We start from the raw sequence: 22638 nt of genomic DNA, 5'->3' as shown, positions 1-22638 counted from the left end.
CCCGGACGCCGTCGGTGCTCCGGTGCAAGCGGGGGCCGGTGCTCCGGTGAAGGCGGGGGCGGGGGCGGGGTCGCGGGCCGCGCACGGCGTCGTGGATCTCCTGCACCCGTCGGCCCGGGGCCACGCCTCGGCCACCGCACCGGGCGCGGCCCCGGCCTCCCGGGGTGAGGGGCGCCGCTCCCGGCTGTCCCCCGCGTCCTCGGCGGGACTCTTCCTCCTGGGCGCCGTCGCCCTCCTCCTCTCCGTCGCCGCCTCCGTACGCATCGGCACCACCGACGTCTCGTACGCCGACGTGGCGCGCACCGCCGGCTTCCATCTGGGCCTGGACGTCGAGCCGTTGCCGCGGCTCGTGGACTCGCTGATCTGGGAGCTGCGGGTGCCGCGCGTGCTGATGGCGGCGCTTGTGGGTGCCTCGCTCGCGGTGTGCGGCGCGGCCCTTCAGGCGATCACGCGGAACGCGCTGGCCGATCCGTATCTGCTCGGGATCTCGTCGGGGGCGTCGACGGGCGCGGTCACGGTGGTCGTGCTCGGGGTCGGGTCGGGATCGCTGGGGGTGACGGGCGGGGCGTTCGTGGGCGCGATGGTGTCGTTCGGGCTGCTGATGGTGCTGCTCAGGAAGGGTGGCCTGGACTCGGTCCGGGTGGTCCTCACCGGCGTGGTCGTCTCGCAGCTCTTCACGGCGCTGACCTCGCTCGTCCTGATGGCGTCCGGCGACTCGGAGGCGATCCGGGCGATCACGCAGTGGCTGCTCGGCTCGATGGCGCCCGCGCGCTGGGACACGACGGCGGTGACGGCCGCGGTGACGGCGGCGGGACTGCTCGTGCTCTGGCTCAACTCGGCTGCCCTGGACGGGTTCTCGTTCGGCGCGGACACGGCGTCGTCGCTCGGTGTGGATGTCCGTACGACGCGTTGGGTGCTGCTTGTGGTGACGTCGCTGATGACGGCGGTGGCGGTGGCGACCGTGGGTGCCATCGGGTTCGTCGGCCTGATCGTGCCGCACGGGGTGCGGTTCCTGGTCGGGCCGCTGCACCGGCTGCTGCTGCCGCTGTCGGCGCTGGCCGGCGCGGTGTTCCTGGTGTGGACGGACGCGCTCGCGCGGGTCGCGTTCGCGCCGCAGGAGGTGCCGGTCGGGGTGTTCACGGCGCTGCTCGGCGTACCGCTGTTCCTGCTGGTCCTGCGCAAGCGGGGTGAGCTGTGAGGATCACCGCCGAGGGCCTCGGCTGGTCCGTCGCGGGCAAGCGTGTCGTCGCCGACGTGAACCTGGACGTCGCGCCGGGCGAGACCGTGGGCCTGATCGGCCCCAACGGCTCGGGCAAGTCCTCGCTCCTTCGCTGCCTCGCGGGGCTGCGGGCGCCGACGACGGGCACGGTCGCGTACGACAGGGAGCCGATCCGGCGGTGGAGCACGCGCCGCGTGGCACGGCACGTCGCGTTCGTGGAGCAGGCCACCGAAACCGAGAGCGATCTGCGGGTCGCCGACGTGGTGGGGCTCGGCCGGACCCCGTTCGGCGACCGGTGGCGCGGCTTCGGCGCGGACGACCGGGCCGTCGTGGACGCGGCCCTCGCCCGGCTCGGCCTCACCGAACTCCGCGAACGCCCCTGGAAGGCGCTCTCCGGCGGCGAACGCCAGCGCGCCCACATCGCGCGCGCCCTCGCCCAGCAGCCGTACGCCATCCTGCTCGACGAGCCGACCAACCACCTCGACGTGAAGCACCAGTTGGAGCTCCTCGCCCTGCTCGCGGACACCGACCAGACCGTCCTGGTCGCCCTGCACGACCTGTCCCTCGCCGCCCGCCACTGCGACCGGCTGCTCCTGATGCACGGCGGCCGCCTCGTCGCCGACGGCCCGCCGAAGGACGTCCTGACGCCGCGGCTGCTCGCCGAGGTCTTCGAGGTGGACGCGGAGACGGGCCCTGACGCGCTCGGCAACCTCACAGTCACCTATCGCGGCGTCGTGGCCGCTCCCGCACACCCCGACCTGCCCCCAGCCCCCACACCCGTACAGAAAAGGCATGGAGATCTCTCATGAAGACCGTCGACGACCTGCTGTCCGCCGTACTCGCCGGTGAACTCGGCCCCGATCCAGCCGAGTTGACGGCGACCAGCGTGTTCTGGATCCACCACGGCACCCGCCTCGCGGGCGGGAACGTCACGTACCTCAATCAGTACGTCCTCACCCGCGTCGGCGGCTCCTTCGGCGGCTGCGCCTTCGAGGCGGGCGAGATCGACCCGGCGATATGCGCGGACGCGTCGGGCAGCCCGCTCGCCACGCTGCTGCGCGAAGCCCCGCGCCCGCTCCAAATGGCGGCCCTGGACGCCTACTTGGCGGCCGTGCAGCCGCACCGCGACGCGCCGGACGCCGAGGCCGTGACGCTGCCCGCCGGACCGCCGGAGGTGCGGGCGGTGGCGCGGGACACGGCCATCGCGGGCCTCCTCGACATCGGACGCGGCGCCAAGGTCGCGCTGATCGGCGTCGTCAACCCGCTGATCGCGGCCATCCGCGAGCGCGGCGGCGACCCGCTGCCCTGCGACTTCAACCTGCGTACGACCCAGTGGGGCGACCCCGTCAGCACCGACATGCACGAGGTGCTCGACGCCGCCGACGCCGTCGTCGCCACCGGCATGACCCTCAGCAACGGCACCTTCGACACGATCCTGGCCCGCTGCCGCGAGCGGGACGTGCCGCTGATCGTGTACGCGCAGTCCGGCAGCGCGGTGGCGCGGGCGTTCCTGGGCGCGGGGGTGACGGCGCTGTCCGCGGAGCCGTTCCCGTTCTCGCAGTTCAGCGCCGAGCAGACGGCGCTGTACCGCTACCGTGCGGCGCCGCGCGAGAAGGACGGGTCGTGACGCACGCGGCGCCGAAGGACGGACCCGGCACCGGCCCGGACACCGACGCCCGCTCCGCCACCGGCACCGGCACCGGCACCGGGCACGCCGCCTGTCACCACGGCGAGATCCTGCAAGGTGTCTTCCTCGACGACCGGGGGCGGCGCCGGGCCGGTCTGGTGACGCTGCCGATGTCCTCCCTCGGCACCCGCGCGGAGTTCGTACGCCGCCCGGGGGCCGAGGACGTCACGGTGCTCCCGGCCGACCGCACCAAGGCCCTGCGCGCCGCCACGTACGCCATGGCCGAATGCGCGACGCACTGCCAGGAACCTTTGTGCGGCGGCGAGTTGAAGCTGACCGGGAACATACCGGTGGGCCTCGGCATGGGCTCGTCGAGCAGCGATGTGATCGCGGCGGTGCGCGCGGTCGCCGACGCGTTCGGCGTGCTCCTGGCGCCGGAGGCCGTCGCGCGGCTCGCGGTGCGTGCCGAGCGGGCGTCGGACCCGCTGATGCTGGACGGCCGCCCGCTCCTCTTCGCCCAGCGCGAGGGCCGGGTCCTGGAGGAGCTGGGCGCCGCGCTGCCGCCCGCGGTCGTCGTCGGCTGCGCGCTCGGCGGCGGGCGGCCCGTGGACACCCTCGCGCTGCCCGCCCGCGGGTACGACGACGAGGACGTACGCGGCTACGAGCGGCTGCGGGACCTGCTGCGCCGCGCCGTCGCCACCGCCGACCCGGTGCTGCTCGGCCATGTCGCGACCGAGAGCGCGCGGCGTGGCCAACGGGTCCTTCCGCACGAGGAGTTCGGGGAGCTGACGGCCATCGCGGGCCGGGTCGGCGCGGTGGGCGTGCAGGTCGCGCACAGCGGCAATGTGGCGGGGCTGCTGTTCGACCCGGCCGCGCCGGACCTGCGCGGGCGGCTGCGCCGCTGCTCCCAGGCGCTGACGGCGGCGGGCATCCCGGCCACGTACACCTTCGCCACGAACCCGAGCCCGAACGTGACCGGGCCACATACCCCCAACTCACCCTCTCCCGCCGCCAGTTCACCCACCCCCAGCAAGGAGCCCCCGCATGGACGAGCACATCGCGGAAGCGATCGGCCGCCCCGACCTGATACGCGTCGACGACCGGCTCATCTGCCTGCGCTTTGAGACCATGAAGGTGGTGTCGGCGCTCGCCGCGGTCCGCCACCTGCTCGACACCGGCAGGGTGCGGCGCGGCGACACCCTCCTGGACAGCTCCAGCGGCATCTACGCGTACGCCCTCGCACTCGCCTGCCACCGCTACGGCATGCGCTGCCACATCATCGGCTCCACCACCGTCGACCACACCCTGCGCACCCAACTCGCGGTCCTGGGCGCCCACTTGGAGCAGATGCCGCCGAGCGCCGACCTGAAGCTGGACCAGAAGCGGCGGGTCGCCCGCGTGCACGAGGTCCTGCGCGTGCACCCCGAGTACCACTGGATGCGGCAGTACCACGACGACATCCACTACCTCGGCTACCGCGCGATCGCCGAGCGCGTCCGCGCGGCGGCCCCCGCCGACGGCTCGCCCCTGACTCTGGTCGGCGGGGTGGGCTCGGGCGCGTCGACGGGCGCCCTGGCCCGCTACCTGCGCGAGGACGGCGCGGGTCCGGTGCGGCTCGCGGGCGTGCAGCCCTTCGGCAGTGTCACGTTCGGCAGCGAGCACGTGGCCGACCCGGAGATCATCATCGCCGGGATCGGCAGCTCGATCCCGTTCGCCAACGTGTCGCACACCGCGTACGACGCCGTGCACTGGCTGTCGTTCGACACCGCCCTCGCCGGGAGCGTCGACCTGCTCCGCCGCCACGCCGTCTTCGCGGGCCTGTCCACGGGCGCGAGCTACGCGGCGGCCCGCTGGGAGCACGCCCAACTCCCGGGCGGCACCACGGTGTTCATCGCCGCCGACACCGGCCACCGGTACGTCGACACGGTCTTCGCCCGCCATGCGGAGGCCGCCGACCTGGACACCCTCGCGCCCCGCGCGGTCTCGTCCTTGGGGGAACTGGCTCTGCCCTGGGCGCGGATGGAGTGGAACGGAGCGAAGGCGCCCGCCGAGGCGGAGGCGCCACTTGGAACCGCGCACGGGCGGGCTCGGGCAGCCTGCGGGGGCCAGGCCTAGGGTTGGGCATGATCCAGCAGGGGGCGGGCGCCCACGAGGCAGGGGATGGGGCTGGGCGTGGGCGTGAACGCGGGCACGGGGGTGGGCGCGAGAACGGGCGCGGGCACGGAGGTGGGCGCGGAGGTGGGCGCGGGCACGGACGCGGGCACCGGCACCGACACCGGCACGGAGGTGGGCGCGGATGCGGACACTGGCGTCCGTGACCGCCGTGACGGTGCTGATCCCGGTGCCCTCCTCGCCGTCACCCGGCGCCTGATCGACCTGGACTCCGCCGGAGGCGGGTCCGCCGCCGTACCCCTCGTGCGGGCGGTCATGCGCGAGGTGCCCGAGGCGACCGCCGCCCCCGCCTCCCTCGCCCGCACCGGCAGCGACCGGCTCGCCGCACTCGCGGAGCTGTGCGAGGTGATCGGCTGGATCCTCTTCGACGCGGGCTTCCACACGGCCGCCCACCGCGTGAACGCCCGCGCGCTCGCCCTCGCCGAACTGTGCGGCGACCGCTGGACGGCCCGCCTCACCCTGCTCAACGACAGCATGCTCCTGGCCCACACCGACCACCCCCGCGCCGCCCTCGCGGCCGCCGCCCGCGCACGGGGACCCCGGCCGCTGCCGCCGCGCGTGGCCACCCTCGTACTGATCCGTGAGGCCCACGCGACGGCGATGCTGGGCGCCCGGCGCGAGCCGGCGGACCTCATGGCCCGCGCAGGCAGCCTGTTCCTGGACGGCGTCTCGCGCGGCGACCCGGCGTGGGCGTGGTGGATCGACGAGCGCGAACTGGCCGGCCACCGGGGCTGGGTCGCCGCCCGCGTCGGCGACTTCGACCGCGCCGTCCCCCTGCTGCGCGCCGCCGCCGCGCCCTCCGGTCCGTCCTACCGCCACCTGTTCACAGCTCACCTCCTGGCCGCCCTGACCGGCGCCGGGGCGTGGTCGGACGCGGAACAACTCATCGCGGACCTCGCGCCGCGCGCGGCGGGCATCGGCTCGGCGCGGACCACCGAGAGCCTGCGGGACACGGCGGTGCGGCTGCTGCGGGCACGCGGACACCGACACGACCGCGCCCCGGCTTCGGCACGGGACGCGGCGGTGTTCCTGCTGGAGTCACTGACGCCGACGAGCCACTAGTCCCCGCCCTCCCCCATACCGCCCACACCGCCGTCGTCCAAGTCGTCGTCCATCAGGCACAGATCCGGCGGAACGAGCGTCGTCGACTCGACGAGCCCCCGCAGCAGGTTGTGCAGGAGGCTGTTGTCGGAGGGGCGGCCGGCGGACTTGTCGTGGAGGAGCGGGTGCGGGAAGCCGGTTTCGTGCAGCCGGTGGCGTACGAGATCGACGCGGTACTCGACCTTGCGCTCGTTCCAGTTCCCGTCGGGCCGCAGGTAGACGAGCAGCTGCGCGGCCCTGCTGTACGTCAGGGGGCGCGGCCTCTCCTCGTACAGCAGGTACTCCTGGCCGAGGACGACGAGCAGCAGCCGCTCGTCGTCCTCCAGCGACCACCGCTTCGGGGGCACGGTGTCCGCGCCGCGGCGGGATACGAGTCCCTGGTCGTCGTGGCCCGTGACGTACAGCTCGACGAGGTGCTCGCGGTACCCGGAGCCGCGGACGAACAGCGGGGTGTAGCCGGGGGCGAGCGGCAGGGGTTCGGTGCTCGCGTGCATCATCCGGCCGCGCGGCAGGCGGACGAGCTGCTGGCCGGTGTTGCGCAGCCACCACTGCCGGTCGCGGTACGTGAGTTCGCCGTGCTGCCGGCTCACCATCAGGTCGTGTTCGCCGACGCCCAGGTCGACCTCCGGCGTGTCCCCGCGCCCGAACCGCACGGTGCGGCCGGGGCGCGGGGGCACTTTGACGGCACCGGTCACCGAGCGGGCGTGCAGGGTGCCGGGCCTGGCGGGCGCGACACCGCGCGCGAGACTGGCCTGCCGCCGTGCCTGACTGTTCGTGGCCTGGCTGTTCATGGTCGGTCTCCTCGTCGGCCGCGCTCCGTGGTGCCCCGGGTGCGCGTCCCCCTCCGTCCCCGCACCCGCTCCGCCAGTGTGCGCCGCGGGTTCGGGAGGGGTCCCGAAATTGTCTCCCGGCCAACAGGGGCTAATCCGTGCGGAGTTCGTCCATGGCCTCGGTGGCGAAGGTGGTGGCGAGGCGGCGCAGCCGGTTGCCGGACGGGTCGCCGCCGACGGTGACGTTGACCGTCTCGACGGCGTCGTTGCCGCCAGGGTCGGGGTACGTGCGGTGGACGACGCGGACGAGGCAGGTGCGCGGACCCTCCGCCTCGGGCTGGACGACGGCCCGGCGCCCGCCTACGCGGGTGAGGCTGCCGTCGTCGGCGGTGGGCGGCTGCCCGCGGTCGAACCGGACCTCCAGCCACAGGTCGCCGGTGGTGCTGGTCCATTTGCAGTCCCAGCCGCCGAAGCGCACGTCGGGCTCGTCGGCGTCGACGCCGGGCATCGCTTCGAGGTCCTTCGGGCCGAGCAGCGCGCAGGCGTCCTCGTTCACGAGGGAGTCGTCGGGAGCGGGCGAACGGCGGGCGATGCGGCCCTCGTTGAGTACGTCGGCGGCTTTGGCCGTGGCGGCGTCGGCCATGGGGCAGAGCGGCGCGGCGCCCTCGTCCTGCTTCGCGACGACGGAGATGTTCATGTCCGGGTCCCCGGCGGGCAGCAGCGTCCGCTTGCAGGCGTCGCTGTCCTCGGCCTCTTTCACGACGCGTACGACGCCCTCGGTGCGCTGCGGCGCGGGCAGGTCGGAGCCGCCGCCGGTGTCGAAGTGCACCATGACGTCGACGGGTTCGTCGTCACCGGTGTCCACGATGACGTCGCACCGGTCGAAGTTGCCGTAGTCCCGGTCGAGATCGGCCTCCCCGAACCGCTTCAGGACAGTGGGGTCGGCGAGGGCGCAGGGGTCGGCGGTGCGGGGCGGCCCGACGACGGACGCCGCGTTTTTCCCACCCGACCTGGCGGCCGACCCGCCCGCCTTTCCGTCGCCGCTTCCGTTACCGTCGTCGCCGCCGCTGTCCGACCCGAGCCGGGGGATGAGGAGGGCGGCGGTGAGGAGGAGGACGGCGGCTCCGGTGGTGATGGCGGTGAGGCGGGCTCGGCCTTGGAAGGCGCGGCTGAGGCGGCGACTGGGGGCGGGCACGCCGGGATCGCGGCCGCTGCGTACGCCCAGGTAGCCGCCCGCATCACCGCCGCCTGCGCCGCCGTCTGCGCCGCCGTCTGCGCCAGCGACTGTGCCACCGTCCGCGTCAGCGCCTGCCTCACCGTCTACGCCTGTGCCTGTGCCTGCGCGGGCCTCTGCGGGAGAGCCAACGCTGCCGCTGTCTGCGTCGGCGTCACCGCCTGGGCGGCCTGCTTCACTGCCTGCGCCCGCACCTGCACGAGCCCCGGCCGGAGGGCCACCACTGCCGCTGCCCGCACCCGCACCCGAGCCCTCACCCGACCCACGCCCCCGAGCCTCCGGCTCGGCCTCGGGTAACTCCCGCGTGGCCGCAGCCAGTTCAGCCGTGGCCGCGGGCTCCCCGACGCCCACCGGGTCGGGCCCATCTCCATCCCCACCCCCATCCGCACCCTCGCCCCCATCCCCACTCCCGTCCCCCGCCCCGAACTCAAGCGCCCCCACCCCGAACTCCCGGGCGGGCAAAGGCTCCTGGCGCCCCGCGCAGTCCTCCAGAAGCCGTCGCGCCTCCCCCGCGTCGGGGCGGTTCGACGGGTCGAGGTCGAGCATCACGGGCAGGATCCGGGCGAGCGGACCGATGTCGCCGTCGAGGGCGACCTCGCCGCGCGCGGCCTGCCGTTCCGCGACGTACGGGTCGATGCCACGACCGGCGTGCGGGCGCGGCGGACGGCCGGTGACGATGTCGTACAACAGGGCGGCGAGGGAGAAGACGTCGGAGGTCGGCTCGGGGTGGCCGCGGACGACTTCGGGGGCGGCGTAGTCCGGGGTGTAGCCGACCATGCCGGGCGGGGTGATGGTCTCCTGGCCGCCGTAGCGGTACGCGGCACCGAAGTCGGCGAGCTTGGCGAGGCCTTCGGGCGTGACGACGACGTTGGCCGGTTTGATGTCGGCGTGCACGATGCCCTGGGCATGCAGGGCGGCCAGAGCGTCGGCGACTTGGGCACCGATGCGTGCGGCACGCGCAGGACTCAACGGCGGCCGCCGATCGAGGCTCCCCCCGGAGACGTACTCCATGACAAGCCAGAAAGCCGAACGCGCACTCCCGGCGGCACCAGAACCGGACTCCCCACCCTCCGCCACCGTAAGAACGTCATGCAACGTAACAACGTGCGGATGACTGAACCGGGCGAGCGCACGGGCCTCCGACTCAAGTCGGCTGACGGCAGCGGCGTACTCATCACCGGTGTGCATCCGCTTGAGTACGACATGGCGCGGCAACCGCAGATCGCGGGCCAGCCAGACCTCGCCCATGCCCCCGCGCAGCGGCCCCCGCACCAACCGATAGCGCCCATCGACGGTAGTGCCCAGGCGCACTCCGACTCCCCCTCACCCATGGTCCGCGACCCGCTGCCTGCCGAGCGGGATCCGAACCTACTGGGTGCGCCGGGCGCCCCACACGTCCTTCACGGGATGTTCGCGCCCATCCCGGCGAGGATGCCCCGCATCCAGTCACTGTGCCGATCCCGGGGCTGCCGAGCCCGCGCGATCCGAGCCGCGACATCGGGCAGCGCCTCCCACTCGGCACCACGCCGCAGCTCCCACAGCGCGCGCAGTTCGCGTACGTCCTCGTGGAGCGCGAACAGATACTTCTACTTCTGGAGGACCGCCGTCACGCACCTGACCCTCGTCGGGCTGGCCTTCCTCGTGAGCCTGGCCCTCCAGAGCGCACCGCGGTAGAAGACTGCGGAGCCAGGTCCGGCGACCCGGAAGCCGGGGCGCAGGACGTGCGCCCCCACACATTCACACCAACGAGGCCCCCGCCCCGGAACGCCGCGCTGACGCCAGACCCGGGCAGCAGTCGACCCCGGCCGACAACATCGGTCCGGGGTCGGAGAAGGCCAGGTCAGATCGTTTCTGCACCTGTGCCGGGTGGTGGGGCGGGTGGGACTCGAACCCACGGCCGACGGATTATGAGTCCGCTGCTCTAACCGGCTGAGCTACCGCCCCTAACGGCGCGTCGCGCACATTTGTGCGCGCCGTCTGCCGCAGCATAGCCGCTCATACGATCTCCTGCTCCGAGTGGTCGGCTACGCACGACCATGAGGACCCCGCTGCGGCCCGTGTGGTTCCACCAGGGGCGAAACGCGCACGTACGAGGGATTGTTGGGGGACGGCGAAGGACGACGAAGGACCCCCGGGCGCCTTCAACGGCGGCCCGAGGGTCCTTGCGTACAGCTCTCCCGACTGGACTCGAACCAGTAACCTGCCGGTTAACAGCCGGCTGCTCTGCCAATTGAGCTACAGGAGACCGAGCTCCCCCGACTGGACTCGAACCAGTAACCTGCCGGTTAACAGCCGGCTGCTCTGCCAATTGAGCTACAGGGGAATGACTCTTGGTGAGGGAGCCACTGCAACAATGTCACCTACCTGGGGATTCCCGGGCGGCGGGCGCCTGCTGCGACACATACATTAGCGCAAGCAGGGGGGTGCTCCGCCAATCGGTATCCCCCGCGACCGACGTCGGGACAGTCGAGGCAAGGGAAGGGTGGCCGTCATGCGCTACCGGCTCACATTCGTGGCAGGACTGGCTCTCGGGTACGTGCTCGGGACGCGGGCCGGACGCGAGCGTTACGAGCAGCTGAAGAAGTCCGTCCGCGAGGTCGCCCAGAACCCCGCCGTGCGCAACACCGTCGAGTCCGCCGCCCAGCAGGGACGGGACGTGGCGGGCAAGGCCTTCCACTCCGTGTCCGAGCGGGTCGGGGACCGGATGCCGGACTCCGTGGCGGAGCGGGTGCGGTCACTGCGCGAGCGCGGGCAGGGCGACACCGAGGACGACTGGGGCACCAGCAACACCTAGTTGTCGGCCATGGACCGGCCGACCCGGTCGGCCAAGGGTCGGCTGACCCAGTTGTCCATGGGCCACCTGCGATGACGATGCTCCGTACGGACGGCCGTGCGGGGCATCGCCCGTAGTGCGGCAGAATCCTCAGCATGGGGATAGTCGCGGGGTTGGACAGTTCGCCCGATTTCACACGCATCGTCGTCTGTGACGCCGACACGGGTGCCGTACTCAGGCAGGGCTATGCCCCGCATCCACTGGAGACCGCCGAGGGCGGAGGACGGCCGACGGACGTCGATCCGCAGGCCTGGCTGCTCTCCCTCGGCGAGGCCGCGGGCGGCGGGCTGCTCGAAGGCGTGCAGGCGATCGGCGTCTGCGCGCAGGCGCACGCGCTCGTACCGATGGACTCCCAGGGCAACACGGTCCGGCCCGCCCTCGTCGGCAACAACCCGCGCACCCAGGTCGCCGCGGCCGATCTCGTCGACGGGTTCGGCGGCCGGCACGCCTGGGCGCAGGCCGTGGGCTGTGTGCCGCAGGCCCCGCTGCCCGTGACCAAGCTGCGCTGGCTCGCCAAGCACGAGCCGGAGGCCGCGCTGCGCACCCAGCTCCTCATGCAGGCCCACGACTGGCTGGTGTGGCAGCTGCTCGGGCGGCCCGCGCGGCGCACCACCGACCGGGGCGGGGCCTCGGGCACGGGGTACTGGTCGGCGGCGACCGGCTCGTACCGCCCCGATCTCGTCGAGCTCGCGCTCGGGCACCAGGCGATGCTGCCGGAGGTCATCGGGCCCGCGGACGCCGCGGGCACGACGCCGGAGGGGCTGCTGATCTCGGCGGGCACCGGCGAGACCATGGCCGCGGCCTTCGGGCTCGGGGTGCGCCCCGGCGACGCCGTCGTCTCGCTCGGCGCCTCCGGGTCCGTGATGGCGGTGCACCACGAGGCCCTCGTCGACGCGAGCGGGACCATCACCTCGCTGGCCGACGCCACCGGCATGCACCTGCCGGTCGTGCACACCCTCAACGCCGTGCGGGCGCTGCGCGGCACCGCCGAGATGCTCGGCCTGCCGGATCTGGAAGCGCTGTCCGACCTCGCCCTGAAGTCGACACCCGGCGCCCACGGGCTCGTGCTCCTCCCCTATCTCGAGGGTGAGAAGACGCCGAGCCTGCCGCACGCCGCCGGCACGCTCACGGGGCTTCGGCGCGAGTCGATGAAGCCCGAGCACCTGGCGCGCGCCGCCTTCGAGGGCATGCTGTGCGGGCTCGGCGACGCGCTCGACGTGCTGCGCGGGCGGGGCGTCGAGGTGCGGCGGGTGTTCCTCCTCGGGCCCGCCGCCGAGCTGCCCGCGGTGCGCGCGATCGCGCCGATGCTGTTCGGTACGCAGGTCGTCGTCGTACAGCCCGCGGACTACGCCGCGATCGGCGCCGCGCGGCAGGCCGCCTGGGCGCTGACCGGGCAGTTGCCGCACTGGCAGGGCGCGGTCTCGCAGGTCTTCGAGCCGGGCGAGGAGCTGGCGGTCGGGCAGGCGGTGCGGCAGCAGTACGTGACGGTGCGGGAGCAGACGCATCCGGGGGCGTTCAGCGGAGCATCGGGCGCCTGAGACGCCCGAGGCGCCCGAGCCCGAGTCACCCGAGGCAAGCGATACGGAATGCCCACTTCCCCGCGCGGAAGTGGGCATTCCGCAGCTCTGCGTGAGTGATTAAAAGCGTTCAGTGTGCCCACTTCTTGACCAGGGCTGATTTTTGACCGGGTCATGGGTTAATCGCTTGCACGGGGACGGGTGCGGTGGCGCAGGATGGTGGGCGACCTCGCCGCCCCCTCCCCCCGTCCGAGACTCTGCCGAGAGACGAGCGTGCTCATACGACTCCTGCGGACCCATCTGGATCCGTACAAGAAGCCCATCGCCCTGCTGGTGCTCCTGCAGTTCCTGCAGACCTGCGCGGCGCTCTATCTCCCCACCCTGAACGCCGACATCATCGACCACGGCGTGGTGAAGGGGGACACCGGCTACATCCTGACGTACGGCGCCCTCATGCTCGCCGTGACCGTGGTGCAGATGGTCTGCAACATCGGTGCCGTCCTCTACGGCGCCCGCACCGCCGCCGCGCTTGGCCGCGACGTGCGGGGCGCGGTCTTCGACCGGGTGCAGTCCTTCTCCGCGCGGGAGCTCGGCCGGTTCGGCGCGCCCACCCTGATCACGCGGACCACCAATGACGTCCAGCAGGTGCAGATGCTGGTGCTCATGGCGTTCACGCTGATGGTGTCGGCGCCGATCATGTGCGTCGGCGGCATCGTGATGGCGCTCGGCCAGGACGTGCCGCTGTCCGGTGTGCTGCTCGCCGTGGTGCCGGTGCTCGGCATCAGCGTCAGCCTGATCGTGCGGCGCCTGCGCCCGCTGTTCCGCACCATGCAGGAGCGCCTGGACACGGTGAACCGGGTCCTTCGCGAGCAGATCACCGGCAACCGCGTCATCCGCGCCTTCGTACGCGACGCCTACGAGAAGGAGCGCTTCCGGGGCGCCAACGCCGAGCTGACCGAGGTCTCGCTCGGCACCGGCCGGCTGCTCGCGCTGATGTTCCCGATCGTCATGACGGTGGTGAACCTGTCGTCGATCGCCGTCGTCTGGTTCGGCGCGCACCGCATCGACGACGGCGGCATGCAGATCGGCGCGCTCACGGCGTTCCTCGCCTATCTGATGCAGATCGTCATGTCCGTGATGATGGCCACCTTCATGTTCATGATGATCCCGCGGGCCGAGGTGTGCGCCGAGCGCATCCAGGAGGTCCTGGACACCGACACGAGCGTCGTGCCGCCCGCAGAGCCGGTGCGGGAGCTGCGCGGCCACGGCCATCTGGAGCTGCGCGGCACCGGCTTCCGCTACCCGGGCGCCGAGGAGCCGGTGCTCAAGGCCATCGACCTCGTCGCGCGCCCCGGCGAGACGACCGCCGTGATCGGGTCGACGGGCAGCGGCAAGTCGACGCTGCTGAGCCTCGTACCGCGCCTGATGGACGCCACCGAGGGCGACGTCCTGGTCGGCGGCGTCGACGTGAACACGGTGGAGCCCGCGCTGCTCGCCCGCACCGTCGGTCTCGTACCGCAGAAGCCGTATCTGTTCGCCGGGACCGTGGCGAGCAATCTGCGGTACGGCAATCCGGACGCGACGGACGAGGAGCTGTGGCACGCCCTTGAGGTGGCGCAGGCCAAGGACTTCGTGGAGGGGCTCGCGGAAGGGCTCGACGCGACCATCGCGCAGGGCGGCTCCAATGTGTCCGGCGGGCAGCGCCAGCGCCTGTCCATCGCGCGGACGCTGGTGCAGCGGCCGGAGATCTACCTCTTCGACGACTCCTTCTCCGCGCTCGACTACGCCACCGACGCGGCGCTGCGGGCCGCGCTCGCGCACGAGACCCGCGAGGCGACCGTCGTGATCGTCGCCCAGCGGGTGTCCACCATCCGTGACGCCGACCGCATCGTGGTCCTCGACGAGGGCCGGGTCGTCGGCAGCGGCAGCCACCGCGAACTCATGGACGACAACGAGACCTACCGGGAGATCGTCCTCTCCCAGCTGACGGAAGCGGAGGCCGCGTAATGCCCCCTGGCGGCATGGGTGGACCCATGATGGGTCCGGACTCCCGGTCCATGGACTTCAAGGGCTCCGGAAAGCGGCTGCTCGCGCAGTTCCGGCCGGAGCGGACCACGATGTACGGGATGCTCGCGGCCGTCGTCGTGAGCGTCGCGCTCTCCGTGCTCGGGCCGAAGATCCTCGGCCGGGCGACCGACCTGATCTTCGCGGGCATCGTCGGGCGGAACATGCCGGACGGCGAGTCCAAGGGCGAGGCCCTGGACCGGCTGCGGGCGAGCGGCGACGGCGGCATGGCCGACATGCTCTCCGGGCTCGACTTCACGCCGGGCAAGGGCATCGACTTCGGCGCGGTCGGCTCCGTGCTGCTGCTCGCGACGGGCGCGTTCGTGATCGCGGGCCTGATGATGCTGGTGGCCACGCGGCTCTCCAACCGGGCCATCAACCGGACCGTGTTCCGGCTGCGCGGCGACGTCCAGGCGAAGCTGTCGCGGCTTCCGCTGTCGTACTTCGACAAGCGGCAGCGCGGCGAGGTGCTGAGCCGGGCCACGAACGACCTCGACAACATCAACCAGACGCTCGGGCAGACGATGGGCCAGCTCATCAACTCCCTGCTGACGATCGTCGGCGTGCTGGTGATGATGTTCTGGATCTCGCCGCTGCTCGCCCTCGTGGCGCTGGTGACGGTGCCGCTGTCGTTCGTCGTGGCGACGAAGGTCGGCAAGCGGTCGCAGCCGCAGTTCGTGCAGCAGTGGAAGTCGACCGGCGCGATGAACGCGCACGTCGAGGAGATGTACACCGGGCACACCCTGGTGAAGGTCTTCGGCCGCCAGGAGGAGTCCGCTAAGGCCTTCGCGGAGCACAACGACGCGCTGTACGAGGCGTCGTTCAAGGCGCAGTTCAACAGCGGGGTCATGCAGCCGCTGATGTTCTTCATGTCGAACCTGAACTATGTGCTCGTGGCCGTCGTCGGCGGTCTGCGCGTGGCCTCCGGCTCGCTGTCCATCGGTGACGTGCAGGCCTTCATCCAGTACTCCCGGCAGTTCTCGATGCCGCTGACGCAGGTCGCCTCGATGGCGAACCTCGTGCAGTCCGGTGTCGCCTCCGCCGAGCGGATCTTCGAACTCCTCGACGCCGAGGAGCAGGAGGCCGACCCGGTGCCGGGCGAGCGCCCGGTGGATCCGCGCGGGCGCGTGGAGATGGAGCACGTGTCGTTCCGGTACGAGAAGGACAAGCCGCTGATCGAGGACCTCTCGCTGGTGGTGGAACCGGGGCACACCGTCGCCATCGTCGGGCCGACGGGCGCGGGCAAGACGACGCTCGTCAATCTGCTCATGCGGTTCTACGAGGTCACCGGCGGGCGCATCGCCCTCGACGGGGTCGACGTGGCGAAGATGTCGCGCGACGAGCTGCGCGGCGGCATCGGCATGGTGCTCCAGGACACCTGGCTGTTCGGCGGCACCATCGCGGAGAACATCGCCTACGGCGCCGCGAAGGACGTCACGCCGGAGCAGATCGAGGAGGCCGCGCGGGCCGCGCACGCCGACCGGTTCATCCGGACGCTGCCCGAGGGGTACGAGACCGTCATCGACGACGAGGGGACCGGGGTCAGCGCGGGCGAGAAGCAGCTCATCACCATCGCTCGGGCGTTTCTGTCCGACCCGGTGATCCTTGTCCTGGACGAGGCGACTAGTTCTGTGGACACCCGTACCGAGGTCCTCATCCAGAAGGCCATGGCGCGGCTCGCGCACGGGCGTACTTCGTTCGTCATCGCTCACCGTCTGTCGACGATTCGCGATGCCGACACCATCTTGGTGATGGAGGACGGGTCGATCGTGGAACAGGGCACGCATGACGCGCTGTTGGCTGCCCACGGGGCTTATGCGCGGTTGTACGCGGCGCAGTTCGCGGAGGCCGTGGCCGAGGTGGACTGACCGGGCGATCAGTCCAGGTAGCCCCTGAGCTGGTCCGCGAAGGCGTGGTCCCTGAGCTTGTTCAGGGTCTTCGACTCGATCTGGCGGATGCGTTCTCGGGTGACGCCGAAGATTCTGCCGATCTCCTCCAGGGTGCGGGGGCGGCCGTCCGCGAGGCCGTAGCGGAGTTGGACGACCTTGCGTTCGCGTTCGCCGAGGGTGGAGAGGACCGCCTCCAGGTGCTCGCGGAGCAGGAGGAAGGCCGCCGACTCCACGGGGCTCGCGGCGTCGCCGTCCTCGATGAGGTCACCGAGGGCGACGTCGTCCTCCTCGCCCACGGGCGCGTGCAGCGACACCGGTTCCTGTGCCAGGCGCAGGACCTCGCTCACGCGCTCGTGCGGCAGGTCCAGGTGGGCGGCGACCTCTTCGGGGGTCGGTTCGTAGCCGCGCTCCTGCAGCATGCGGCGCTGGACGCGTACGACACGGTTGATGAGTTCGACCACGTGCACGGGGACACGGATGGTGCGGGCCTGGTCCGCGAGCGCGCGCGACATCGCCTGGCGGATCCACCAGGTGGCGTACGTCGAGAACTTGTAGCCCCGAGCGTAGTCGAACTTCTCAACTGCCCTTATCAGTCCGAGGTTTCCCTCCTGGACGAGGTCGAGCATGGTCAGGCCGCGGCCCACGTAGCGCTTGGCCACGGAGACGACCAGGCGCAGGTTGGCCTCGATGAGGCGGCGCTTGGCCATCCGGCCCATGACCACCAACTTGTCGAGGTCCAGGGCCAGTTGGGAGTCCAGGTCGGGGGTGCCCGACAGCTTCTCCTCGGCGAAGAGGCCGGCCTCGACGCCGCGCGCCAGCTCGACCTCCTCGGCCGCGGTGAGCAGTGGTATCCGGCCGATCTCGCGCAGGTACTGGCGGAACAGGTCGGACGAGGGACCGCTGGTGTCGGCGCGGCTGCGGGGGCTGGGCAGCTCGATGACCTCCGCGGTCACGATGACCTCCGCGGCCTCGGCGGGCTCGGTGGCTTCCACCGCCTCGGCGGGCTCGACGGCCACGGGGGCGGGCGCGGCGGTGTCTGTCTGGGTGAGGGTCTGGGTCTGCACGGGGGCGACCTCCAGGGTGATCGCTGCAGCGGGGGACGGCAGCGGTACAGCGGGACCGGGGTCGACGGCCTCGCCGCTGTCCGTCCCGAACACGATGTGTGGAACCGCGGGAATGTCGGACCCGCTGTCTTCTGCGGGCCGGCCGCGCTCCGAGGACTCAGGCACCGCACCCCAGTGTGGAGTACGACACACGGCCGCCACGAGGGGCGTGCGGGGACTTTTTGAGTCCGGTCCGTAACCGGCCGGTTACCCGTCGGGTAACCGGGCGGGGCGCCTTGAACCGTGTTCGGCCGGGCTCATACAGGGGGCTGCGCCCCTCTCCCCCGCTTTTCGGCCCTTCGGGCCTCGTCCTCAAACGCCGGACGGGCTATAACGCCGCCGGACGGGCTGGAGCGCTACAGCGCCGCCGCTCCCCGCTCGCGCAACGCTCGGCCGTACTGCTGCAACACCCACAACTCGTTCTGTACGGCCGTGAGTTGCTCAGGATCACCGTGGCTGCCCGAAAGCCGCGTGAACGTCCCCTGGACGTCGCGTACCCGGCGGTCGACCGCGCGCAGGCGGACCGTGACCAGTTGCTCGCCCGCGTACATCTCGTCCACGGTCCGGCGCATGATCGCTTCGACGGCCAGTTCCGTGACCATGGCGCGGACGCCGTCGTCGGGGGCCGCGTCGCGGACGCGGACCAGGTACTCCTGCGGGTCCTGGGTGCCGAACTCGGCGCCGCCCGCGTCCTGGATGGCCTGCCGCACGGCGGCGTAGGGGGCGGCGGTGAACTCGTCCACGCCGTACGCGTCGAAGGCCGGGGAGACCAGGTGCGGGTGCTGGAGGGCGAGCTTCAGGAGCTCGCGCTCGGTGGCGTACACCGGGTTGCGCAGGTTCAGGGCGGCGCCCATGTGGCCGGGGCGCGCGGACTCGGCGGGGGCCTGCGGGGCGCGCTGGGGCGTCGGGCCCTTGCCGCCGCGGTCGCGGGCCCAGCGGGCGAGCTGGCCGACGCGCTTGACGACGAACTGCGTGTCGAGGATGCCGAGCATGCCCGCGAGCTGCACGGCGACCTCGTGCTGCGCGCCGGAGTTCTTGATGCGGGCGACGACCGGCGCGGCCTCGTCCAGGGCGGCGGCGCGGCCCGCGGGGGTCTCCAGGTCGTACCGCGCGACGATCTGGCGCAGCGCGAACTCGAACAGCGGCGTACGCGGCTCGACCAGGTCGGCGACGGCCTCGTCGCCCTTGGCCAGGCGCAGGTCGCAGGGGTCCATGCCGTCGGGGGCGATGGCGATGTACGTCTCGGCGGCGAACTTCTGGTCGTCCTCGAAGGCGCGCAGGGCCGCCTTCTGGCCTGCCGCGTCGCCGTCGAAGGTGAAGATCACGCGGGCGGAGCCGTTGTCCATGAGAAGGCGCCGCAGGATCTTGATGTGGTCGGTGCCGAAGGCCGTGCCGCAGGTCGCGATGGCCGTGGTGATGCCCGCGAGGTGGCAGGCCATCACGTCCGTGTAGCCCTCGACGACGACGGCCCTGCTGGCCTTGGCGATGTCCTTCTTGGCGAGGTCGATGCCGTACAGGACCTGGGACTTCTTGTAGACCGGGGTCTCGGGGGTGTTCAGGTACTTCGGGCCGTTGTCGTCGTCGCGCAGCCTGCGGGCGCCGAAGCCGACGACCTCGCCGCCGATGTCGCGGATCGGCCACATCAGGCGGCCCCGGAAGCGGTCGATGGGGCCGCGGCGGCCGTCCTGGGAAAGGCCGGAAAGGATCAGTTCCTTGTCCGTGAAGCCCTTGCCGCGCAGGAAGCGGGTGAGGTGGTCCCAGCCCGCCGGGCTGTAGCCCACGCCGAAGTGGGCGGCGGCGGCCTGGTCGAAGCCGCGCTCCGCGAGGAACTTCCGGCCGATCTCGGCCTCGGGGCTCTCCAGCTGGGCGATGTAGAAGTCGGTGGCCGCCTTGTGGGCCTCGATCAGGCGGATGCGTTCGCCGCGCTGGTGGGACGGATTGTACCCCCCCTCCTCGTAACGCAGTGTGATGCCCGCCTTGGCGGCGAGGCGCTCCACGGCCTCGGAGAAGGTCAGGTGGTCGACCTTCATCACGAACGTGAGGGTGTCGCCGCCCTCCTGGCAGCCGAAGCAGTGGAACAGGCCCTTGCTGGGGCTGACCTGGAACGACGGTGACTTCTCGTCGTGGAAGGGGCAGAGGCCCTTGAGGTTTCCGCCGCCCGCGTTGCGCAGCTGGAGGTACTCGGAGACGACGGCGTCGATCGGGACCGCGTCCCGAACCGCCTTCACGTCTTCGTCATTGATCCGTCCTGCCACGCCCGAATTCTACGGCCCAGCGGTGACACCCCCACCCCTCGTCCCACCGCTGAGCCGTCCGCCCCTAGCCGAACAACGACTCCAGGGGCTTCGTCGGGTCGGCGAGGGCTTCGACGTCGGGGTGTGTGCCCTCGCGGATCAGGCGTTGTACGGGCTCGGTGACGTCCCACACATTGACGTTCATGCCTGCCAGGACCTGGCCCTCGCGGAGCCAGAAGGCGATGAACTCGCGCTTGGCGGCGTCGCCTCGGATCACGACCTGGTCGTAGGAGCCGGGGGGTGCCCAGCCCGAGTACTCCATGCCCAGGTCGTACTGGTCGGAGAAGAAGTAGGGCACGCGGTCGTAACGGACGTCCTTGCCGAGCATGGCGCGGGCCGCGGCCGGGCCGCCGTTGAGGGCGTTGGCCCAGTGCTCGACGCGCAGGCGGGTCTCGAAGAGGCGGTGGTCGACGGCGGCCACGTCGCCGGCGGCGTAGATGTCGGGGTCGGAGGTGCGCAGGGACGCATCCACGGCGATGCCGCCGCCGTGCGCGCGGTCCGCGAGGACGAGGCCCGCGGACTCGGCGAGCGCGGTGCGCGGGGCGGCGCCGATCGCGGCGAGCACGTCGTGCGCCGGGTGCTCCTCGCCGTCGTCGGTGCGGGCGGCCAGGACCATGCCGTCCTGGCCGGTGATCTCGGTGAGGCGGGCCCCGAAGTGGAAGCGGACGCCGTGCGCGGCGTGCAGGTCGGCGAACACCTGGCCGACCTCGGGGCCGAGCACGGAGTGCAGCGGCGTCGGCTCGGGCTCGACGACGGTGACCTCCGCGCCGTACTCCCGCGCGGCGGCGGCGACTTCGAGACCGATCCAGCCGGCGCCCGCGATCACCAGGTGGCCGTTGTCGCGGCCGAGGGCGGCGAGCACGTGGCGCAGCCGGTCGGCGTGCGCGAGGCGGCGCAGGTGGTGCACGCCGGCCAGGTCGGTGCCCGGCACGTCCAGGCGGCGCGGCTCGGCCCCCGTGGCCAGAAGCAGCTTGTCGTAGCGGATCACCGTGCCGTCGCCGAGGCGGACGGTGTGCGCGGCGCGGTCTATGGCGACGACGGTCTGGCCCAGGTGCAGCTCGACGTCCGCCTGCGCGTACCACCCGGGTTCGTGCACGAAGACGCTGTCGCGCTCCTCCTTGCCGAGGAGGTAGCCCTTGGACAGCGGCGGGCGTTCGTACGGGTGGTCGCGCTCGTCGCCGATGAGGATCACCCGGCCGGTGAAGCCCTCGCTGCGGAGCGTCTCGGCCGCTTTCGCGCCCGCGAGGCCCCCTCCGACGATGACGAACGTCTGATCCGCGTCGACCACTTGATGCCTCCTCGAAACCTTCAGCTCACTGGAGCGTCCCGCACGGAGCGTGAGGACGGAAGGGGGTGTGCGCCTTAGTGGCCACTTTCCGTCACCTCCAGCGCTCATGGTCCGGCGGACGCCTGCACGGTCAGTTCACCCCATGGTCACTGGTCGCTGTGGTTTTTCGGGTGTCGTGCGGTGAGCCGCGTGTGCAGGGACCGCGCCGCGTCGTCCGTGAGGGACGCGATCTGGTCGATGACGACGCGCTGGGCGGCGCGGTCGTCGGGCGCCGCTTCGTACAGCGCCCGGAACTGCGGGTCCAGGCCTTCGGGGGCGCGGCGGGTGAGGGCGTCGGCGAGTTCGGCGACGACGATGCGCTGTTCGGCGCGGAGCCGCTCCTGGGCGGGGCGCTGCATCACGTAGCGGTCGGCGACGGCCTTGAGGACGGCGCACTCCAGGCGGGCCTCGTGGGGCACGACGAGTTCGGCGGCGTAGCGGGTGAGGGGTCCGGTGCCGTACCGCTCCCGGGTCGCGGTCTCCGCGGCGAGGCAGAAGTGGCCGATGAGCTGGCTGGTGGCGTCCTTCAGGCGGGCCTGGGCGACGGCGGAGCCGTCGTAGCCGTGCGGCCACCACTCCTGCTCCTGGAGCCGGTCGAGGGCCGCGGCGAGTTCCGCGGGGTCGGTGTCGGCGGGGACGTAGCGTCCGACGGCGACGGCGAAGACGTCCTGGCGTTCGGGCTCGGCGTGCAGCATGTTCGGGTCGATGTGGCCGGCGTGCAGGCCGTCCTCGACGTCGTGCACGGAGTACGCGACGTCGTCCGACCAGTCCATGATCTGCGCCTCGAAGCAGGTGCGGTGGCCCTGCCCGTCGGGGGCGGCGGGCGCCTCCTTGCGGATCCAGTCGAACACCGGCCGGTCGTCCTCGTACACACCGAACTTCGCCGACGACGGGTCGGTGGGGTGGGCGCCGCGCGGCCACGGGTACTTGGTCGCGGCGTCCAGGGCGGCGCGGGTCAGGTTGAGGCCCACGCTGATCAGTTCGCCGGTCGTCCCGCTGTGCGTGAACCGCTTGGGCTCGATGCGGGTGAGCAGCCGCAGGGACTGCGCGTTGCCCTCGAACCCGCCGCAGCCCTGGGCGACTTCGTTCAGGGCCTGCTCGCCGTTGTGGCCGAAGGGCGGGTGGCCGAGGTCGTGGGAGAGGCAGGCGGTCTCCACCAGGTCCGGGTCGCAGCCGAGTGCCGCGCCGAGCTCGCGGCCGACCTGGGCGCACTCCAGGGAGTGGGTGAGGCGGGTGCGGGCGCTGGCGTCCCAGGCCTGGCTCTTGGTGCCCGGCGTGACGACCTGGGTCTTGCCCGCGAGGCGGCGCAGCGCGGAGGAGTGCAGTACGCGTGCCCTGTCGCGCTGGAAGGCGGTGCGGCCGGGGCGTTTGTCGGGTTCGGCCGCCCAGCGCTCGGTGGCGGCCTCGTCGTAGTACACGGTGTGCGGGTGCGGTGCTGTGCCTTCCATGCACCGACAGTAGACGGAGCGCTCGGCCGAGCGCGCCACA

16 protein-coding genes and 3 tRNA genes are annotated in these 22638 nt (G+C 72.2%); 10 read left to right on the top strand and 9 right to left on the bottom strand.

Features of this window, described 5'->3' with window-relative positions; all coding sequences use genetic code 11:
- Positions 1-91: 91 nt before the first annotated feature.
- From IEY91_RS14930 to IEY91_RS14905, 6 genes are read left to right on the top strand one after another with little or no spacing between them, the layout of a single operon-like run.
- On the top strand, positions 92-1198 hold the full coding sequence (locus IEY91_RS14930) for a FecCD family ABC transporter permease (protein WP_229696993.1): 1107 nt from the start codon (positions 92-94) through the stop codon (positions 1196-1198).
- On the top strand, positions 1195-2028 hold the full coding sequence (locus IEY91_RS14925; protein ID WP_189174296.1) for an ABC transporter ATP-binding protein: 834 nt from the start codon (positions 1195-1197) through the stop codon (positions 2026-2028). The genes IEY91_RS14930 and IEY91_RS14925 overlap by 4 nt, the downstream gene beginning before the upstream one ends.
- Positions 2025-2846 (top strand): Rossmann-like domain-containing protein, encoded by an 822-nt coding sequence (locus IEY91_RS14920; RefSeq protein ID WP_164325323.1) that lies wholly within the window; start codon positions 2025-2027, stop codon positions 2844-2846. Before IEY91_RS14925 ends, IEY91_RS14920 begins: the two co-directional genes overlap by 4 nt.
- Positions 2843-3970, top strand: coding sequence for a GHMP family kinase ATP-binding protein (locus IEY91_RS14915; RefSeq protein ID WP_189174295.1), 1128 nt, complete (start codon positions 2843-2845; stop codon positions 3968-3970). Before IEY91_RS14920 ends, IEY91_RS14915 begins: the two co-directional genes overlap by 4 nt.
- Entirely contained in the window at positions 3891-4961 is a 1071-nt protein-coding gene (locus tag IEY91_RS14910) for a pyridoxal-phosphate dependent enzyme (RefSeq protein ID WP_189174294.1), read from the top strand. Before IEY91_RS14915 ends, IEY91_RS14910 begins: the two co-directional genes overlap by 80 nt.
- A 57-nt stretch (positions 4962-5018) precedes the next feature.
- On the top strand, positions 5019-6080 hold the full coding sequence (locus IEY91_RS14905; protein WP_229696967.1) for an NsdA family TPR-like regulatory protein: 1062 nt from the start codon (positions 5019-5021) through the stop codon (positions 6078-6080).
- Here IEY91_RS14905 and IEY91_RS14900 read toward each other — a convergent pair.
- The 5 genes from IEY91_RS14900 to IEY91_RS14880 all read right to left on the bottom strand — a co-directional run bounded on the left by IEY91_RS14900 (position 6077) and on the right by IEY91_RS14880 (position 10446).
- A complete protein-coding gene (locus IEY91_RS14900) occupies positions 6077-6910 on the bottom strand; it encodes an FHA domain-containing protein (protein ID WP_164325317.1) in 834 nt (277 codons plus the stop codon). The two genes, IEY91_RS14905 and IEY91_RS14900, sit on opposite strands and share 4 nt — an antisense overlap.
- Positions 6911-7040: 130 nt before the next feature.
- Complete coding sequence (locus IEY91_RS14895; protein ID WP_189174293.1) at positions 7041-9434, bottom strand: serine/threonine-protein kinase; 2394 nt, start codon at positions 9432-9434, stop codon at positions 7041-7043.
- 556 nt (positions 9435-9990) lie between these two features.
- A tRNA-Ile gene (locus IEY91_RS14890) sits at positions 9991-10067 on the bottom strand.
- A gap of 228 nt (positions 10068-10295) precedes the next feature.
- A tRNA-Asn gene (locus tag IEY91_RS14885) sits at positions 10296-10368 on the bottom strand.
- A gap of 5 nt (positions 10369-10373) precedes the next feature.
- Positions 10374-10446, bottom strand: a tRNA-Asn gene (locus IEY91_RS14880).
- A gap of 168 nt (positions 10447-10614) precedes the next feature.
- On the opposite strand from IEY91_RS14880, the gene IEY91_RS14875 reads away from it, so the two are divergent.
- The 4 genes from IEY91_RS14875 to IEY91_RS14860 all read left to right on the top strand — a co-directional run bounded on the left by IEY91_RS14875 (position 10615) and on the right by IEY91_RS14860 (position 16405).
- Complete coding sequence (locus IEY91_RS14875; RefSeq protein WP_164325313.1) at positions 10615-10917, top strand: YtxH domain-containing protein; 303 nt, start codon at positions 10615-10617, stop codon at positions 10915-10917.
- Between the two features lie 134 nt (positions 10918-11051).
- Positions 11052-12494, top strand: a complete 1443-nt coding sequence (locus tag IEY91_RS14870; protein ID WP_189174292.1) for an FGGY family carbohydrate kinase — start codon at positions 11052-11054, stop codon at positions 12492-12494.
- A 252-nt stretch (positions 12495-12746) separates the two neighbouring features.
- On the top strand, positions 12747-14480 hold the full coding sequence (locus IEY91_RS14865; RefSeq protein WP_189174291.1) for an ABC transporter ATP-binding protein: 1734 nt from the start codon (positions 12747-12749) through the stop codon (positions 14478-14480).
- Between the two features lie 14 nt (positions 14481-14494).
- On the top strand, positions 14495-16405 hold the full coding sequence (locus IEY91_RS14860; protein WP_229696966.1) for an ABC transporter ATP-binding protein: 1911 nt from the start codon (positions 14495-14497) through the stop codon (positions 16403-16405).
- Between the two features lie 8 nt (positions 16406-16413).
- Here the strand turns inward: IEY91_RS14860 and IEY91_RS14855 are convergent, their stop codons facing one another.
- The 4 genes from IEY91_RS14855 to IEY91_RS14840 form a co-directional block, all read right to left on the bottom strand.
- Positions 16414-17655 carry an RNA polymerase sigma factor gene (locus tag IEY91_RS14855; RefSeq protein ID WP_164325306.1) on the bottom strand — a complete coding sequence of 414 codons (1242 nt, stop codon included), beginning with the start codon at positions 17653-17655 and terminating at the stop codon, positions 16414-16416.
- Positions 17656-17885: 230 nt separating this feature from the next.
- A complete protein-coding gene (gene dnaG / locus IEY91_RS14850; protein ID WP_189174289.1) occupies positions 17886-19784 on the bottom strand; it encodes a DNA primase in 1899 nt (632 codons plus the stop codon).
- Positions 19785-19848: 64 nt separating this feature from the next.
- Positions 19849-21111 (bottom strand): NAD(P)/FAD-dependent oxidoreductase, encoded by a 1263-nt coding sequence (locus IEY91_RS14845; protein WP_164325302.1) that lies wholly within the window; start codon positions 21109-21111, stop codon positions 19849-19851.
- A gap of 146 nt (positions 21112-21257) precedes the next feature.
- Positions 21258-22598: a deoxyguanosinetriphosphate triphosphohydrolase gene (locus tag IEY91_RS14840; RefSeq protein ID WP_189174288.1), complete on the bottom strand. Its 1341-nt coding sequence runs from the start codon at positions 22596-22598 to the stop codon at positions 21258-21260.
- Between the last annotated feature and the right edge of the window lie 40 nt (positions 22599-22638).

The sequence above is a fragment of the Streptomyces lasiicapitis genome, from assembly GCF_014646335.1.
In the GTDB taxonomy this organism is placed as follows: Bacteria; Actinomycetota; Actinomycetes; order Streptomycetales; family Streptomycetaceae; genus Streptomyces; species Streptomyces lasiicapitis.
This window is presented reverse-complemented; position numbering and strand designations above follow the sequence as displayed.

What these genes read in the sequence shown, in the direction of transcription:
- IEY91_RS14840 (WP_189174288.1), bottom strand. Translation starts at nt 22,598, where the DNA reads ATGGAAGGCACAGCACCGCACCCGCACACCGTGTACTACGACGAGGCC.
- IEY91_RS14910 (WP_189174294.1), top strand. Translation starts at nt 3,891, where the DNA reads ATGGACGAGCACATCGCGGAAGCGATCGGCCGCCCCGACCTGATACGC.
- IEY91_RS14900 (WP_164325317.1), bottom strand. Translation starts at nt 6,910, where the DNA reads ATGAACAGCCAGGCCACGAACAGTCAGGCACGGCGGCAGGCCAGTCTC.
- IEY91_RS14875 (WP_164325313.1), top strand. Translation starts at nt 10,615, where the DNA reads ATGCGCTACCGGCTCACATTCGTGGCAGGACTGGCTCTCGGGTACGTG.
- IEY91_RS14860 (WP_229696966.1), top strand. Translation starts at nt 14,495, where the DNA reads ATGGGTGGACCCATGATGGGTCCGGACTCCCGGTCCATGGACTTCAAG.
- IEY91_RS14920 (WP_164325323.1), top strand. Translation starts at nt 2,025, where the DNA reads ATGAAGACCGTCGACGACCTGCTGTCCGCCGTACTCGCCGGTGAACTC.
- IEY91_RS14870 (WP_189174292.1), top strand. Translation starts at nt 11,052, where the DNA reads ATGGGGATAGTCGCGGGGTTGGACAGTTCGCCCGATTTCACACGCATC.